General features: G+C 65.5%; 15 protein-coding genes and 1 pseudogene. 9 read left to right on the top strand and 7 right to left on the bottom strand.

What is annotated here, in order from left to right; translation table 11 throughout:
• Positions 1–71 precede the first annotated feature (71 nt).
• The 7 genes and pseudogenes from NS331_RS04720 to NS331_RS04695 all read left to right on the top strand — a co-directional run bounded on the left by NS331_RS04720 (position 72) and on the right by NS331_RS04695 (position 4418).
• Positions 72–680, top strand: a complete 609-nt coding sequence (locus tag NS331_RS04720) for a gamma carbonic anhydrase family protein (protein WP_058640859.1) — start codon at positions 72–74, stop codon at positions 678–680.
• On the top strand, positions 667–1215 hold the full coding sequence (locus NS331_RS04715) for a MarR family winged helix-turn-helix transcriptional regulator (protein WP_193758045.1): 549 nt from the start codon (positions 667–669) through the stop codon (positions 1213–1215). Before NS331_RS04720 ends, NS331_RS04715 begins: the two co-directional genes overlap by 14 nt.
• A gap of 114 nt (positions 1216–1329) precedes the next feature.
• Positions 1330–1617 carry a gamma-glutamylcyclotransferase gene (locus tag NS331_RS04710; RefSeq protein WP_058640857.1) on the top strand — a complete coding sequence of 96 codons (288 nt, stop codon included), beginning with the start codon at positions 1330–1332 and terminating at the stop codon, positions 1615–1617.
• Between the two features lie 111 nt (positions 1618–1728).
• A pseudogene (locus NS331_RS27090) lies at positions 1729–1880 on the top strand (IS5/IS1182 family transposase); the annotation flags it as partial.
• Between the two features lie 54 nt (positions 1881–1934).
• On the top strand, positions 1935–2249 hold the full coding sequence (locus tag NS331_RS04705) for a DUF1153 domain-containing protein (protein WP_058640856.1): 315 nt from the start codon (positions 1935–1937) through the stop codon (positions 2247–2249).
• Positions 2246–3067 carry an IS3 family transposase gene (locus tag NS331_RS04700; RefSeq protein WP_058640855.1) on the top strand — a complete coding sequence of 274 codons (822 nt, stop codon included), beginning with the start codon at positions 2246–2248 and terminating at the stop codon, positions 3065–3067. The genes NS331_RS04705 and NS331_RS04700 overlap by 4 nt, the downstream gene beginning before the upstream one ends.
• Positions 3068–3317: 250 nt before the next feature.
• On the top strand, positions 3318–4418 hold the full coding sequence (locus tag NS331_RS04695) for an AraC family transcriptional regulator (protein WP_058640854.1): 1101 nt from the start codon (positions 3318–3320) through the stop codon (positions 4416–4418).
• A gap of 28 nt (positions 4419–4446) precedes the next feature.
• Here NS331_RS04695 and NS331_RS04690 read toward each other — a convergent pair whose 3' ends face one another.
• From NS331_RS04690 to NS331_RS04660, 7 genes are all read right to left on the bottom strand, one after another.
• The gene (locus NS331_RS04690) at positions 4447–5871 is read right to left on the bottom strand and encodes an aldehyde dehydrogenase family protein (RefSeq protein ID WP_058640917.1); all 1425 of its coding nucleotides are present in this window, start codon (positions 5869–5871) and stop codon (positions 4447–4449) included.
• A 36-nt stretch (positions 5872–5907) separates the two neighbouring features.
• The gene (locus NS331_RS04685; RefSeq protein WP_058640853.1) at positions 5908–7728 is read right to left on the bottom strand and encodes a flavin-containing monooxygenase; all 1821 of its coding nucleotides are present in this window, start codon (positions 7726–7728) and stop codon (positions 5908–5910) included.
• 38 nt (positions 7729–7766) lie between these two features.
• Positions 7767–8555 (bottom strand): SDR family NAD(P)-dependent oxidoreductase, encoded by a 789-nt coding sequence (locus tag NS331_RS04680; RefSeq protein WP_058640852.1) that lies wholly within the window; start codon positions 8553–8555, stop codon positions 7767–7769.
• 26 nt (positions 8556–8581) lie between these two features.
• Entirely contained in the window at positions 8582–9589 is a 1008-nt protein-coding gene (locus NS331_RS04675) for an ABC transporter permease (RefSeq protein ID WP_082702256.1), read from the bottom strand.
• Complete coding sequence (locus tag NS331_RS04670; RefSeq protein ID WP_058640851.1) at positions 9586–11181, bottom strand: sugar ABC transporter ATP-binding protein; 1596 nt, start codon at positions 11179–11181, stop codon at positions 9586–9588. Before NS331_RS04670 ends, NS331_RS04675 begins: the two co-directional genes overlap by 4 nt.
• The gene (locus NS331_RS04665; protein ID WP_058640850.1) at positions 11178–12173 is read right to left on the bottom strand and encodes a sugar ABC transporter substrate-binding protein; all 996 of its coding nucleotides are present in this window, start codon (positions 12171–12173) and stop codon (positions 11178–11180) included. Before NS331_RS04665 ends, NS331_RS04670 begins: the two co-directional genes overlap by 4 nt.
• Positions 12174–12260: 87 nt before the next feature.
• Positions 12261–13034 (bottom strand): glucose 1-dehydrogenase, encoded by a 774-nt coding sequence (locus NS331_RS04660; protein ID WP_058640849.1) that lies wholly within the window; start codon positions 13032–13034, stop codon positions 12261–12263.
• A 583-nt stretch (positions 13035–13617) separates the two neighbouring features.
• Between NS331_RS04660 and NS331_RS04655 the strand changes: the two genes are divergently transcribed.
• Both NS331_RS04655 and NS331_RS26960 read left to right on the top strand, forming a co-directional pair.
• Complete coding sequence (locus NS331_RS04655; RefSeq protein WP_058640848.1) at positions 13618–14541, top strand: LysR substrate-binding domain-containing protein; 924 nt, start codon at positions 13618–13620, stop codon at positions 14539–14541.
• Between the two features lie 152 nt (positions 14542–14693).
• On the top strand, positions 14694–14963 hold a 270-nt coding region (locus NS331_RS26960; protein WP_206597313.1), incomplete at its 3' end, for a hypothetical protein.

The raw sequence follows: 14963 nt of genomic DNA, 5'->3' as shown, positions 1-14963 counted from the left end.
CGTTTTTTTGCTTGCGCGCCGCGGCCCGTGCCTGCACACTATCCATGCACTTTGCATGCATGGAGGTTGAAATGCTGCTGCAGTCGAATGGCCGCACCCCCGTCGTGGACCCCACCTGCCGGGTCGCCAGCACCGCCGTCATCTCGGGCGATGTCGAAATCGGCCCGAACTGTTCCGTGGGCCACGGCGCGGTGATCGTGTCCGAGGGCGGGCCCATCCGCATCGGCGCGCACTGCGTGGTCATGGACACGGCCGTCATCCGCGGCGTGCCGAACCAGACCATGCGCCTGGGAGACCATGTGCTGGTCGGCCCGCGGGCCTACCTGGTGGGCTGCACCGTGGAAGACGAGGTCTTCATCGCCACCGGCGCGTCGGTCTTCAATGGCGCCGTGCTCGGACGCGGCAGCGAGGTGCGCATCAATGCCGTGGTGCACCTCAGGACGCAACTCGAGCCCCACGCCACGGTGCCCATCGGCTGGGTCGCCGTGGGCGCGCCGGCCCGCATCCTGCCGCCCGGCGATCACGAGGACATCTGGGCGGTGCAGAAGCCGCTGGACTTTCCCAAGTACGTGTTCAACGTCGAAAGACCCGCCCCTGGCGAATCGATGATGCAGCAGGTCATGCCCCGCTACGCGCAGGCCCTGCAGCGCATGCATGCCGACGACCGTGCCGTCTCCTGACCTGCCGCGCACCCGGGCGCTGCGTGCCAACAAGCTTGGCGCGCTGTGGGCGGTGGTGGGCCGCGCCATGAGCGATGCGATGCAGGCCCATTCGGAGTCGAGCGTGGCGATCCTGCTGTGGCTGTATCACTGGGCCCCCGTCGGCGTGGTGGAACTGGGCCGCGTGGTCGGGCTGTCGCAACCCGCCTGCTCGCGCGCCGTCGACAAGCTCATGGCCGAAGGGCTGCTGCTCAAGGCACCGAGCGGCGGGCGGGAGGTCTGGCTCGAACTCTCCCCCGAGGGCCGCGCCAGGGCCGAGGAACTTCAGGCAGCGCGGCTGCGGGCCTGCGATCGCCTTTTGGCTGCGCTTTCGCCGCAAGAACGCAGCACCATGGCCGACTTGCTCGACAAGCTGCTCGCTGCGCCGGTGGCCGACCGGGCCTATGCCCGCCACGTTTGCCGCTTCTGCGACCACGGCGTGTGCGATGGTCCCGCCTGCCCGGTGGGCTGCCGCGCCACCGAACTCGAAGCCCGTCAGCGTTCGGACGGCGCCTGACCCTCGCCGCGCGGGCAGCCTGCCGTTGCGCGCCGGCCACTGGCTGCGGGCGCGCGGGCGAGGCGCGCACGAAAACTGCTCGGGGTCAGCCACCCCGTCGCAGAATCACAGGCCATGTCCGCCAGCCTCAGCCCGCTGCCTCCCCCGCCTGCCGGTCAACCCTTCACCCGCGAGAGCCTGTTCGACGGCTCCGTGATGGCCGCACTTAAAGCCTGCGCACCTCCCGACGTGCGGCTGCGCACCCAGGAAGAACTGGACGCCTGCCTGGACGCCACCCTTGCGAGCCACGACCCGGCCGAAGACCTCTACCTCTTCGGCTACGGCTCGCTGATGTGGAACCCCGCCATCCACCACATCGACGCCGCGCCCGCCCTGGTGCGCGGCTGGGGCGGCGGATGCTGACCTTCGTGGCGAACCGGGCGCATCCGCGGTATGCGGGGCGAATGGAGCCGGAGGAGGTGGCGAGGTACATCGCCAGCGGGCAGGGGCCTCTAGGGACCTGCCGGGACCACGATCCGTCGCTTTCGCCATCTTCTGGACAGGCATGCACTGGCGCCGCAGGACTGGCAACCGTCGACGCCCATCTCGCAGAACACGGCCTGATGCTGCGCACTGGCACCGTCGCGGACGGCAAGATCATCGCGGCGCCCAGTTCGACCAAGAACATGTATTGACCCAGTGAAAACCTGCTCAGGTGTTATCTTTGAAAGGAAGCCACCGTGAGTATGTTGATGGAAGAAGAGATCAAGCGCTGGACGGCCAAGCGCAAGACGGCGTTGGTGCTGGAGATCATCCAGGGCAAGACGAGCGTGTTGGAGGCGAGCCGTGCCTACGACCTGCCGCCCTCGGAGATCGAGGGGTGGGTAGAGGATGGCCGCAAGGGCTTGGAGAACGCTCTGAAAGCGAACCCGCAGGACGTGAGTGAGCAGTACGAGCGCCAGCTCAAGGATCTGCAGGAGGCCTATGGTGAGGCGATGCTGGAGTTGCGCGCCCGAAAAAAAATGCAGTCCCTGCTGGGCGAGGACGCGAAGTGATCGAGACGATCCGCCAGGGACTGCAGGCCGACGGCATCACCGTCTCGATCAGCAAGCTGTGCCGGTGGTTCGAGGTGCCGCGGCGCAGCGTGTATTACAAGCCGGTGAAGGCCGCACCGAAGCTGCAGGAACATTTGGTCGCACCGGTCAAGGCAATGATCGAGGAGAACCCTTCGTTCGGCTACCGCACGGTGGCGCACCTGCTCGGATTCAACAAGAACACTGTGCAGCGCATCTTCCAACTCAAGGGCTGGCAGGTGCGCAAACGACCGGTAGGCTTTCGCCCAAGGATCCAATCGTTGCCTTCGATGGCAGAAGCGCCGAACGAGCGCTGGTCGACCGACATGTGCTGGGTGTGGGCGGGGCGTGATGGCTGGACGACGATGGCGCTGGTGATCGACTGCCACAGCCGGGAGTTGCTGGGCTGGCATCTATCTCGAAGTGGGAGATCGAAGACAGCCGAGTCGGCGCTGGAGCAGGCGCTGATCGCGCGGTTCGGCACGCTGGGTCGGGTGCGGACACCGTTTCTGCTGCGCTCGGACAATGGCTTGGTGTTCACCAGCCGCAGCTTTACGGCGCTGGTCAGAAGCTACGGATTGCGCCAGGAGTTCATCACGCCGCACAGCCCCGAGCAGAACGGCTTGGTCGAGCGGGTGATCCGCACGCTCAAGGAGCAGTGCGTGCATCGACATCGATTCGAATCGCTACAGCACGCCAGCCGTGTGATCGGCGACTGGATCCATTTCTACAACCACCGGCGCCCGCACCAGGCGCTGAACATGAAGACCCCCGCTGAAGCATTTGCATTAGCGGCCTGATCTGAGCAGGTTTCGCTGGGTCAATACACGGCTTCGCACGCGCCGATGTCGCGCTACGGCGGCGTAGGTGCCTCGCCTCAAAACCGGCGTAGGTGGGCTGCCGTCGAAGCGCTGGTGGCAGCGGTCGAGCGTCGGGTCGTGGCAACGAAAGAAACCGGCAGCGGCCCAGCAAGCGCGGCTGGAACGCTGGGCCCACATAGGGATAGCACGGTACAAGACCTCAAGGCACAACGATAGATTTCGCAAGCCGATGAACGGCGCCAGCAGCTTTGTAGACCTTACCGCACTCATCAGGCAGGCAATGCGTTACGAAAACCCTCCGTTACGCGCTGCGGGCATCCAGGGTCTGGAGCAAGTCGATGCCCTCGCCTTCGGGCAGGGAGCGGAAATTTTGCGGACGGCGCACATCGACCCCTCCGACGCCCGCTGGCCTGAGGCGCACATTCCCTACAAGGCCGTCATCAGTCTTCTGGAGCATGTTGCCGACCGCCACGCGGTACCTGACCTGGGACTGCGATTGGCACACAAGCAGGATGCCACGGTCCTGGGCGCCCTGGGCGTGGCGATCCAGAACGCGAGGACTCTGCGGGAGAGCGTCGACCTATGGGAGAAGCATCTGCATTTCCACAGTCCGGCTTGCGAACTCCACGTCGAGCGTCCCCGCCCGAACCAGCTTTTCTTTTGCTTCGATATCGCCATCGAGAAGATTGGCCCCGCCAGCCAGACCTTTGAACTCAGCCTGCGACTTACGCAGAAGATTGCACAATCCCTACTGCCCTCCATAGGCGTTTCCTACGACGTCTGGTTCAAGCATTTGCCGGTAGGACCCCTGTCTTCTTATGAGAACGCGTTTGGGGTGACGCCAAGATTCGGCATGCCACGCACGGGACTCATGATCGGGGGTTGCGACCTCGACCAACCCATTCCGACGCACAACGAGGTCTTGCGTGAACTGGCGGCGTACTACCTCGACACCAAGCAGCCCGCTGCTGCACGAACAACCAGGCAGCGTACACGTGCGACCATCGCGCGCATCATGGATTCCGAATGGTGCACGCAGGCAAAGGTTGCGGCCTCGATGTTCATGACAGTCCGAACGCTTCAACGCCGCCTGCGAGACGAGGGCACCGGCTTCGACCAGATCGTGGACGAGATCCGGCAGGAGCGCGCCGAGAACTACTTGCGGCAGACCGAAACACCGATTGCCAAGATCGCCGACCTGCTCCACTTCAAGGAGCCATCCGCGTTTACCCACGCTTGCCACCGGTGGTTCGGCGCTGCACCCAAGGCGGTAAGGCGCAGGCTGGCTGGCGACGATCCGCTGGCGCTGCCCGACGGCCCAAGGCTCTGAGGCGGCGGGTGAACGCCGAGATTGCCGTTCAGCCGCCCACGATGCCCTTCGTCTCCAGATACTCGTCCAGGCCGAACTCGCCGTACTCGCGCCCGTTGCCGGACTGCTTGTAGCCGCCGAAGGGGACTGCCGGGTCCCAAGCAGGGTAGTTGATGTACACCGTTCCAGCTCGCATCTGTCGTGCGATTTCGCGTGCACGGTCGGGATTTTTCGTTTGGATGTATGCCGCCAGTCCATATACCGTGTCGTTGGCCTGCTGCAGCGCAGCCGTCTCTTCGTCGTAGGGAATGATGGACAGCACAGGGCCAAAGATCTCTTCGCGCGCAATGTCCATTTCCGGGCTCACCTTGCCGAAAACGGTGGGCTTGATGAAGTACCCGCCTTCGAGGCCGTCGGGCCGGCCAAGACCGCCCGCCGCCAGTTCGGCGCCTTGGCGGATTCCCCCATCGATCAACTGCTGCACCTTGTCGTACTGCGCCTGACTGACCACCGGGCCGAGAACAACTCCCTCGTGATTGGCCGGCCCGACCTTGAGCTGGGCGGCCACACCCGCAGCGATCCGGACGGCCTCATCATGTCGCTCCCGCGGGACAAACATACGCGTCGGCGCATTGCAGGACTGGCCACTGTTGAGGAAACAGGCCATCGCGCCCTGACTCACCGCGTCAACCAGGTCCGCATCGCGAAGGATGATGTTGGCAGACTTGCCCCCCAACTCCTGGTGCACGCGCTTCACGGTGTCGGCGGCGATCTTGGCGACACGCACGCCGGCACGCGTAGAGCCGGTAAACGACACCATGTCCACATCAGGATGCGCGGCCAATGCTTCGCCAACTGTTGGACCGTCGCCATGTACCAAGTTGAATACACCGCGCGGCACGCCCGCCTCCTGCATGATTTCGGCGAACACGATTGCGCTGAAAGGCGCAATCTCGCTGGGTTTGAGCACCATGGTGCAGCCTGCAGCGAGGGCCGGTGCTACCTTGCAGGTGATCTGGTTCAGCGGCCAGTTCCAGGGCGTGATCATCGCGACGACGCCGATGGCTTCCTTCACCACCGAAAAACCTTTGCGTTCACTGTCGAACCGGTAGTGGCGCACCACTTCGACCATCCGGGCCAGATGGGCCTGTCCGACGGCCACCTGAGCGTCGTGTGAGAGGCGACGTGGCGCCCCCATCTCTCGCGACACCGCCTCTACCAGGTCGCCGTAGCGGCGTTCGTACGCCACCAGGATCCTCTCCAGCAAGGTGGCGCGCGACTCGACCGTGCTTTGGGAAAAGGTCCCGAATGCGGCGCGCGCAGCAGCGACAGCGGCATCGACATCAGCCGCGCTGCCGAGCGCCACTTCGGCGAAGGGTCGACCCGTAGAGGGGTCGATGACTGGCAGCGTTCTCAGCGTTCCCAGTGGCGCACGCCACTCCCCGTTGACGAAGAGTTGCTTCGAGATATCCATAGTTGTCTCCTTTTGAAAGGTCATCGCGGTCATCGATCAATGCTTGTGATGAACCTGCTGCAGGCCATAGACCGGTGTAACCAAGCCTTCCATGCGGGCCTTCAGCTGCAGTGCCAGGATCTTCGAGAAGAAGCGGCACTGGTACAGATTGCCGCCGTGGAACCAAAGGCCTTCCTGCTGGGTCGGCCTCCACATGTTGCGGGCTTCGCCTTCCCAGGGCCCAGGATCCTTCGGTGTGTCGGAGCCCAGCCCCCATACCCGCCCTACCCGCTCCACCATTTCGGCGGGCAGGATCTGCGCCGAGAGCTGGCTCATGGGGCCGTAGCCCGTGGCATAAACGATGAGGTCGGCTTCCAGTTCCGTGCCGTCATCCATGACCACCGATCGCGGCTTGATGCGCTCGACCTGGCCCTGCTTGAGCCCGATGCGCCCGTCGATGATCAGTTCCGACGCACCGACATCGATGTAGTAGCCCGACCCGCGGCGCATGTACTTCATCCACAGACCCGAGCCGTCGACGCCGAAGTCCAGTTTGAAGCCGGTAGCGGCAAGACGCCGATAGAACTCCGCGTCGCGCTCTTTGGCCATCTCCACGAGCGGCTTGCTCATTTCTGCCAGCACCCGATAAGGAAGGGAGGCCTGGACCAGGTCGGCGCGCTCCACGGTGATGCCCTTGCTCAACGCCTCCTCGGAATAGAGGTCCTTGACGAAAAGGTCGAACAAGGTTTCCGACCGGATCACCAGCGTGCTGGAACGCTGCACCATGGTCACCTGGGCACCCTCCTCCCACAAGGCGGCGCAGATGTCGTGCGCCGAATTGTTAGAGCCGATCACCACCGCCTTCTTTCCTCGCCAAGCCTCGGGCCCGGCATGAGCCGACGAATGATGCTGATCGCCCAGGAACTCGTCTGCCCCGGGGTAGCGCGGCGTGTTCGGAAAGCCCGAGAGGCCCGTGGCAAACACCAACTGGCTCGGGCGCAGTTCCACATTGCGGCCCTCGCGCTCGACCTGCACCGTCCACTCCTTCCTCTGCTCGTCGTATCGGGCGCTGCGTGCAACAGTATTGCCCCAATAGTCGATCTCCATGAAGTCTGCATAGGCCTCCAGGAAGTCGCCCATCTTGTCCTTGGGCGTGAACACCGGCCAATTGCGAGGAAACTCCATATAGGGCATATGGTCGTACCACACGGGGTCGTGCAGGCACAGTGACGCGTAGCGCGAGCGCCAGGTGTCTCCCGGCCTGGGTCGCTTGTCGATCACCAATACGGACACCCCCAACTGCTTCAGGCGGGCAGCAAGCGACAGGCCGGCCTGTCCGCCACCGATGACCAGCACATAGGGCTGCTCGCTCGTTCCCATGGCCTGCGAGGCCGCGCGACGTCGATCGGCCCAGTTCGTGCGGTTGGTCCGAGCGCCGTGTTCGGCCCCTGATTGACGGCGCGAGCCGATGGCTTCCTCATGCCCCTTCAACTGGTCGACTGCCGCCAGGAAGGTCCAGGCCTTGGTGCCCCGTATCCGCAGGTGGCCCACGCAAGTGGCGGTCTCCGTCTCGAAGCGTAGCCAAGCTTCGATGACACCCGCGGCTTCCGAGGGCTCGTCGGTCAGGTGGAAGCCATGCGGCTTTGCATGTCGACACGCATGCGCCAGCATGCCGCTCAGAGCATCGCGGCCTTCAAAGGTGCGGAGGTTCCAGGTCAGCGCCGCCAGGTCTCGGCACACGCCTTCCGGCTCGAACAGCAAGGCAGCGCCACTCGGGTCGCCGGCCGACAGGGCAGCCTCGAATGCAGCGAGCCATCGCTGCGCGGCGCGGCGCGCCTCGCCATCCACGGTTGAGTCCTGGGCAGTGGAAGTGGTCATGGGGAAGTCTCCTTGTCTAAGCAGCAGTGCGGGACGGATCAGCTGAAGGCCATGCCGCCATCGACGACGATCGACTGGCCGGTGATGAAGTCAGACTCGGAAGAGGCGAGAAAGCGGGTGATTCCCGCCAGATCTCGTGGAACCGAGGCACGGCCCAGCACCGCAAGTGCGGACTGAGCCTCGAATGCCTGGCCGGGGTCGGTGGTCCAGCCTTCCTTGTGAAAGCCGTCGCCCAGCACCTTCCACATGTCGGTGTCGACGATGCCAGGGCAGATGGCATTGACGTTGATCTTGTGCGGCCCGAAGTCCTTGGCTGCCGCCTGCGTCAAGGAGATGACCGCAGCCTTGCTGGCGCAGTAGTGCGCCAGCTCCCTGTAGCCCTGCTTGCCGGCGATCGATGCCGTGTTGATGATCTTTCCACCGCGGCCCTGGGCGATCATCACCTTTGCCGCCTCCTGCATGCCAATCAGCACACCCAGCGCGTTGGTGTCCATGATGCGGTGCCATTCGACCTCCGTGATCGACATCAGCGCCTTGCCTTGAACCACGCCGGCGTTGTTGACCATGCAGTCCAGACCGCCGAAGGCGGTGACGGCCTGATCGATCATCTTGACCACGGTCTCCCGCCGGGTGACATCCACGGAGGTCGCCATGGCGCGTCCCCCGGCGCGGACGATGTCGCGTGCGACGGCGTCTGCACCGGCCTCGTTGATGTCCGCCACCATGACCTGCGCGCCATGTGTAGCCAGTTCACGTGCCAGCGCTTCTCCGATGCCGCGGGCGGCACCGGTGACGATGGCCGAGCGGCCCTCGAGAGTCTTTTGCATTTCGGTTTCCTTCCTTTTGGGGACGACTACGCCTTGCGGCCGGACATCACGCCCGCTCCGAACAAGGCAACGATGAGCAGCACCCCTTGCACGATGTACTGCCAGAAGGTGGGCACGCCGATCACCGACAAGCCGTTGTTGATGACGCCGATGATCAACACGCCGACCAGGGTGCCGAGGATGTGGAACTGGCCCGGACGCAGCGTCGATGCGCCGATGAACGAGGCCGCGAAGGCATTGAGCAGGTAGGCATCGCCGACGCCGGTTGGCCGTCCAGCGCCCAGGTTGGCCGCGGCGATCATTCCGCCGATGCCGGCGCACACGGCCGAGATGCCCAGAGCCAGCAGCGCATAGCGCTTGACGGCGATGCCCGAAAGCTTGGCGGCCTCGGCGTTGCCGCCGATGGCGTAGAGGTTGCGCCCGGTCTGCGTGTGTTCCAGGAGCAACCACAGGGCGGCGACCACCACCACCATCACCCAAACCGGATTCGGCACCCCGAGCGTGTTTTGCTGGCCGAGTGCAAGGAACGCATCAGGAATGCCGCCGATGATGGTCCGGGAGTCCGAATACCCGAGCACCACGCCTGTGAGGATGGAGCCCATCGCCAGCGTCTCGATGAAAGCCGAGACACCGAGATAGCTGACGATCGCGCCGCTGGCTACTCCGACCACCGCGCACACGGCCAGCACGCCGGCGATGCTCAGCCAGACGTGCGGCTCGGCGCCTTGGGAGAGGAGCAACGCGCAGATGGCGTAGTTGCCCACGGTGGCCAGCGCAGAGATCGACAGGTCGTAAAGACCCATGACCAAGCAGACGGTCAGTCCTGCCGAGATGATTAGCAGAATCGCCGCTTGGTTCAGCACGTTCAGCAGGTTGATCCGTGTTGCGAATACATCCGGACTGGCGATGCTGAAGCCCGCAACCAGCAGGAAGAGCGAGGCGATGGTCCCCTGGCGTGCCAGCAGACGCCGCCAGTCGACAGGGCCCGATCGGGTGGCCGTATGCGCGGAAAATTTGACGTTGGCAGTGGTCATGGCAGGCTCGCAGCGAATTCGGGGGAAGTTCGGCGCGGGGCGGCATCGGTGGTCCGCTCGCCCAACGCAAGGTTCAGGAGGTTCGACTCGTTCATCTCGGGGCCGTCGACTTCGGCCACGATGCGGCCGCGATGAAACACCAGGACGCGGTCGCACACGCGCATGTATTCGTCCATCTCGGTCGAGGTAAACAGCACCGAAGCGCCGTCGCGTGCGATTGCCCGGAGCAGGTCGTAGATTTCGGCTTTGGCGCCGATGTCGACGGCGGCCGTTGGGGAGTTCAGCAGGAACACCTTGGCCCCCGTTGCCACCCAGCGTGCCAGCACGCACTTCTGCTGGTTGCCCCCGCTCAACGCACCGATGTCGGCGTCGACGCTCGTGGCCCTGACATGCAGGCGCTTCGCCAGGTCGCGTGCCGCGCGGCGTTCCGCGGCCTGGTTGACGATGCGCGTGACCGGATCGACGAGAAACCGGTGCAGCGACGGCAGCGAAATGTTCTGGCGCACGGAGAACCCATAGACGACGGCCTCGCCCAGCCGGTCCTTGGGAACCAGGGCGAAGCCCTGTCGGACCGCTTCGCGCGGCGAGCTTAGCCTGACCCGCCGGCCAGAAAGGTGGATGTCGCCGCCAGTCTGGCGCAGCCGACCGTACAGGGCGTCGAGCGTCGCCTCGGCCCCGCTGTCAGGGAGGCCCGCCAGCCCCAGGATCTCACCTTGCGTCGCACGGAAGCTGCAGTCCACAACGTGGCGCGCACTGAGCCCCGAGACCTCCAGCAGCACGGGCTTGGGCGCTTGCGGCCGCCCTGCCGGGGTGGCCGCGAGCGCGCTGTTGGTCTTGCCGAGGATCGCCGACACCACATCGGCCCGATTCAACCCTTCCCGGTGCATGCAGCGCCACGCGACCTTTCCGTCGCGCAGTACCGTTGCACTGTCCGCCACTTCGAAGATCTCGTTAAGGCGATGGCTGACGAAAACGAACGCGTGCCCCTGCTCCGCCAGGCGCCTCATGTGGCCGAAAAGCACATCGACCTCACCGGGCGACAGCGCGGCGGTCGGCTCGTCCAGCACGATCACCTTCGCGTCCAGCGACAGGGCCTTGGCAATGGACACCATCGCCATCTGGTCGGCGCGCAGTTCGCCCGCGTAGGCCTGAGGATCGACATCCAGTTGCAGCCGGCCGAGCAGCTCGCGCGCATGGCGGGCCACGTGGTGCCAGTCGATCAGCACACCCCCGCGTCGGGGCAACCGGCGACCGAGCATCAGGTTCTCTTGGACCGTCATCGACGCGATCAGGTTGCCGTGCTGGTGAACCACCGCGATGCCCGCGGCCTGGGCGTCGTGCGGGCTGGTGATCTGCACCGGCCGGCCGTGCACTCGGATCTCGCCTGCGGTGGCCTCGTGGACCCCCGTCAGGATCTTGATGAGCGTCGACTTGCCGGCGCCGTTCTCGCCGAGAAGCGCATGAATCTGGCCCGCGCGCAGGCTGAACGACACGTCGTCGAGTACCCGGTGGGTGCCGAACTCCTTGACGATGCCTACCGCCTGAAGAACCTCTGCCGTGTCAGCGGCCTCGTGGCCAAGAGGATTGCTCATTTGCGGCGCAGCTCTGCGGTGAACGGCGTGCAGGTTTCGTAATTGGGCTCCTGTCCCGGCGCCGGCATGTTGTCGCGCGTGAACAGGCAGGACCGCAGCATGAGCGCCTTGAAGGGTGTGGGCCGTCCGTCGACCGTTTCCGCAACAGTGCGCATCGCCGACCTGCCGGCTTCGTCGTTGCTGAAGCCGACGACCATCGCCAGCGGTGAGCCCTTGCGCATCAACTCGAACGCCGGCGCGATGGCGTCGTAACCGTAGACGCGGACCTTGTCCTTCAGACCCAGCTGCTCGATGGCACGCACAGCCGCCGGTGCCAGCTCATTCCACCCGACCACGACCGCCTTGACGTTCTTGTTGCTCTGCAGCAGCGTGAGCAGCTTCGAATAGGCGTCCTCCACATAGCCGGGCACCTTGACTTCAACCTCGACGATCTTGATGTTCTTGTCATCGGCCATCGTCGCCTTCAGGCCGCGGGAGCGCTCGCGCAGTACTGGCAACACGTTCCAGTTGACAACGGCGACTTGGCCTTCCAAGCCGATGGCGCTGCGCACCTCCCCACCGATCAGTGCCCCCTGCACGACGCCGCTGCTGCCAATGTCCGCCGTGATGCCAGGCGCGTCGCCCGAGAAGATGGACACGTAAGGGATGCCAGCCGCGTTCGCCGCCTTGATCACCGTGCCGAGTTGGTTGTTGTCGGACACGGCATTGACCACCGCATCGAATTTGCGGTTAACGAAGTTGACCCCTGCGTTGCTCGTGGCGACCGGGTCACCTTTGCCGTCGAACAATTCGCAGGTCCAGCCACGCTGCTTGCAGTCCGCCATCGCCGCGTCGGCCATGGCCTGCACGGCCGGAGAGCTGTAGGTGAAGGCGATCACGCCAACCTTGAGGTTGTCTTTGGAAGACTTGGCGCTGGCGGGCAGCGCTGCTGCGAACAGCGCGATGAGGCTGGCGGACAGAAAGGCTCCGCCGTGCCGAGTGAACAGGCTCATGGATGTCTCCTTGAAATGATGAGGGCGGCTGCGCTTGCCGTGCGCATCGCCGCGTCGGCAGGAAGGCCTGCCGCTAGGGGGTCGAGATCAGTGGCAAAGCTGTCCGCCGTCGACCACCAGCTCCGAGCCCGCCATGAACAGCGAGTCGTCCGAGGCCAGGAAAGCCACGACGCCTTCGATGTCCTGCGGTGTGCCGATGCGGCCCAGTGGCACCCGGCCGACGGTGCGCGCGGCATAGGCCTGAGCCTCCGCTTCCGGCATGCTGGCGCCGGCGTTGTCGACCATGGGCGTCTGCACGAAGCCCGGATGCACCGAGTTCACACGCACGCCGTTGCCCTGCGCCGCGCAGTAGAGCGCTGCCGATTTGGTGAGGCTGCGCACCCCGCCCTTGCTGGCGCAGTACCCCGCTGCCAACTGGTCCGCGGCCATCGCCCAGATCGACGCAATGTTGATGATCGACCCTCCACCGCCACTGGCCATCAGGGGGATCGCACTCTTGCAGCCCAGGAACACGCCGGTCAGGTTGACGCCGATGCTGCGGTTCCAGTCCTCGAGGGAACAATCGACGATGGAACCCACGATGCCGACGCCGGCGTTGTTGACCAGCACGTCCAGCTTCTTGAAGTCGGCCCGTACGAAATGGATTGCCTCATCCCATGCAGTTGGAGAGCGCACATCCAGCGCCCGAAAGGCAGCGATACCGCCGCGCTCGCGAATCTCTCGCGCGGCGGCCTCGCCATTGGCCTCGTCCACATCGGTCAGCACGACCGCTGCGCCTTCTCTCGCTAGACGCTGGGCGAAGGCCTGCCCCATACCCATCGCCGCGCCTGTGACCATCGCCACTCGTCCTTGCAGTCGCATCGCTTGTCTCCTTGTGTTTATGAACCAGCGATGTGAAGCGTAAGCCTGGACCTGGCAGCCGCTATTGCTTCGGAACGACAACTTATTGGCGCAGGGCGACACACATGCGCACACGGGTGTTGCCCGACCGCCTGGCGCCTACGGTAGCCAGGGACCGCAGTGTTGGGTGGGAAGGAGCGTCTGCCAGGTTTGCGGGCGACCGGTTCCTGCCTGAGACCAGCATGCGAGCTCGTTCGCCCGAGCCGCGACCTTGCAGCTGAGCGTGGCCGGCGCCTGCTGCAACGCCTGGAATCTGCCGATGTTCCTGCCCACCTGGCGCCGCTCGTTGGCGTCGGTGATGGGCAGATCCAGCCCACGGCGCGCAGCGTCGGCGATGAGAGTCCCGGCGCCTGCACGCAACAGCCGTGCGCCGGCCTTCCAGCGCCATCGACTCGACTTTCCTTGAGCGCCAACCGCGGCGCGCGGCCATGCCGCTAGCGCAGCCGGCGCGGGGTTTGCATGGGGTCGGCATGGTCCCCTGCGCCCCTATGCTGCGCCCAGCCCTTTCGCGACTCGCCCAGCCCAAAGCACCCGGATTCTGCCCATGCCCCCCAGTCCCCATGACATCGCCGACGACCTGACGGTGCTGGCGCTCGTGGTCGATGCCGGCGGCTACAGCGCGGCCAGCCACCGCAGCGGCATCCCGGTTTCGCGGCTGAGCCGGCGCATTGCCGCGCTGGAGCGCAAGCTGGGCGTGAGCCTGATCGTGCGCAGCTCGCGCGCCTTCCGCGTCACCGACATCGGCCAGCGCATGCACCAGCATGGCGTGCGCATCCTGGACGAGGCGCAGCGCGCCATGTCGCAGGCCAAGGACAGCCTCAGCGAACCCTCGGGCGCTCTGCGCATCTCCTGTCCCGTGATGCTCAACACGATGGTGGTCGGCCCGCTGGCCACCGACTTCGCGCTGCGGCATCCGCAGGTGTCGATCACGGTCGATTCGACAGACGGGCGCGCCACGGCTTTTGCCGAGCCGGCCGACCTGCAGATCCGCCCTACCTCGACACCGCTGCGCGACTCCAGCCTGGTGGTGCGCCGACTCGCCGTCGTGCCCTACGTGCTTGCCGCGGCACCCGCCTTGTGCGAGACGCTGCCCGGCACGACCAGCCCGGCCGAACTTCAGCAATGTCCAGGCATCGGCTGGAGCTTCCGCGCCCAGCCTTCGCGCTGGCCGCTGCACCATCCGCAGATGGGCAGCATGACGCTGGAGCTCACGCCGCGCCTGGTGAGCGACAGCCTGATCCAGATCCGCGCCGCCGCCGTGGCGGGGCTTGGCATCGCCCAATTGCCGGCATCGCTGTGCGAGGCCGATGTGAAAGCCGGCCGCCTGCAGGTGATAGCGCCGGGCTGGGCACCACCGAATGTGGAGCTCTACGCGCTCTATCCCTCGCGCCGCGACCTCACGGTGGCAGGTCGGCTTTTCCTTGACGAGTTGTGCCTGGCGATGGCGCGAATCGGCAGTCCGCACTGACGCGCGGAGTGCCTGAAGGCGGCCACGCCAGACCTCCAAAACTGCAACGCAGTCTTGCGCCGGCACGGCTGTCCCTGCGCGCGGACGCTTCCTAGACTGGGCCGCACACCCCAATCGTCCCTCACAGGGACTGCCCAGCGAAGGAGCCTTGCATGAAAGACCCGCGTTCGCGCGCCTGCGTCCCGCCCCCGCTCGCCGTCGCGCGCAATGCCGCCCCCGAGGGCGCCAGCCGCCGCCGGTTCCTGCTCACGGCGGGCGCCGCCCTGCCGCTGGCCGCCTGCGGCGGTGGCGGCACCCCCAATTCCACATTCGTGCCCGTGACGGCCTGTCTCTTATACCCCTCTGACGCGTCCGGCGAAGAGGGCAGTGTGGATCTCGGTGGGCGGCGTTCTCTCATAACACAAACAGAAGAGAACGCACTA

The organism is Pseudacidovorax intermedius (genome assembly GCF_001476815.1).
GTDB classification, from domain to species: domain Bacteria; phylum Pseudomonadota; class Gammaproteobacteria; order Burkholderiales; family Burkholderiaceae_C; genus Xenophilus; species Xenophilus intermedius_A.
This window is presented reverse-complemented; position numbering and strand designations above follow the sequence as displayed.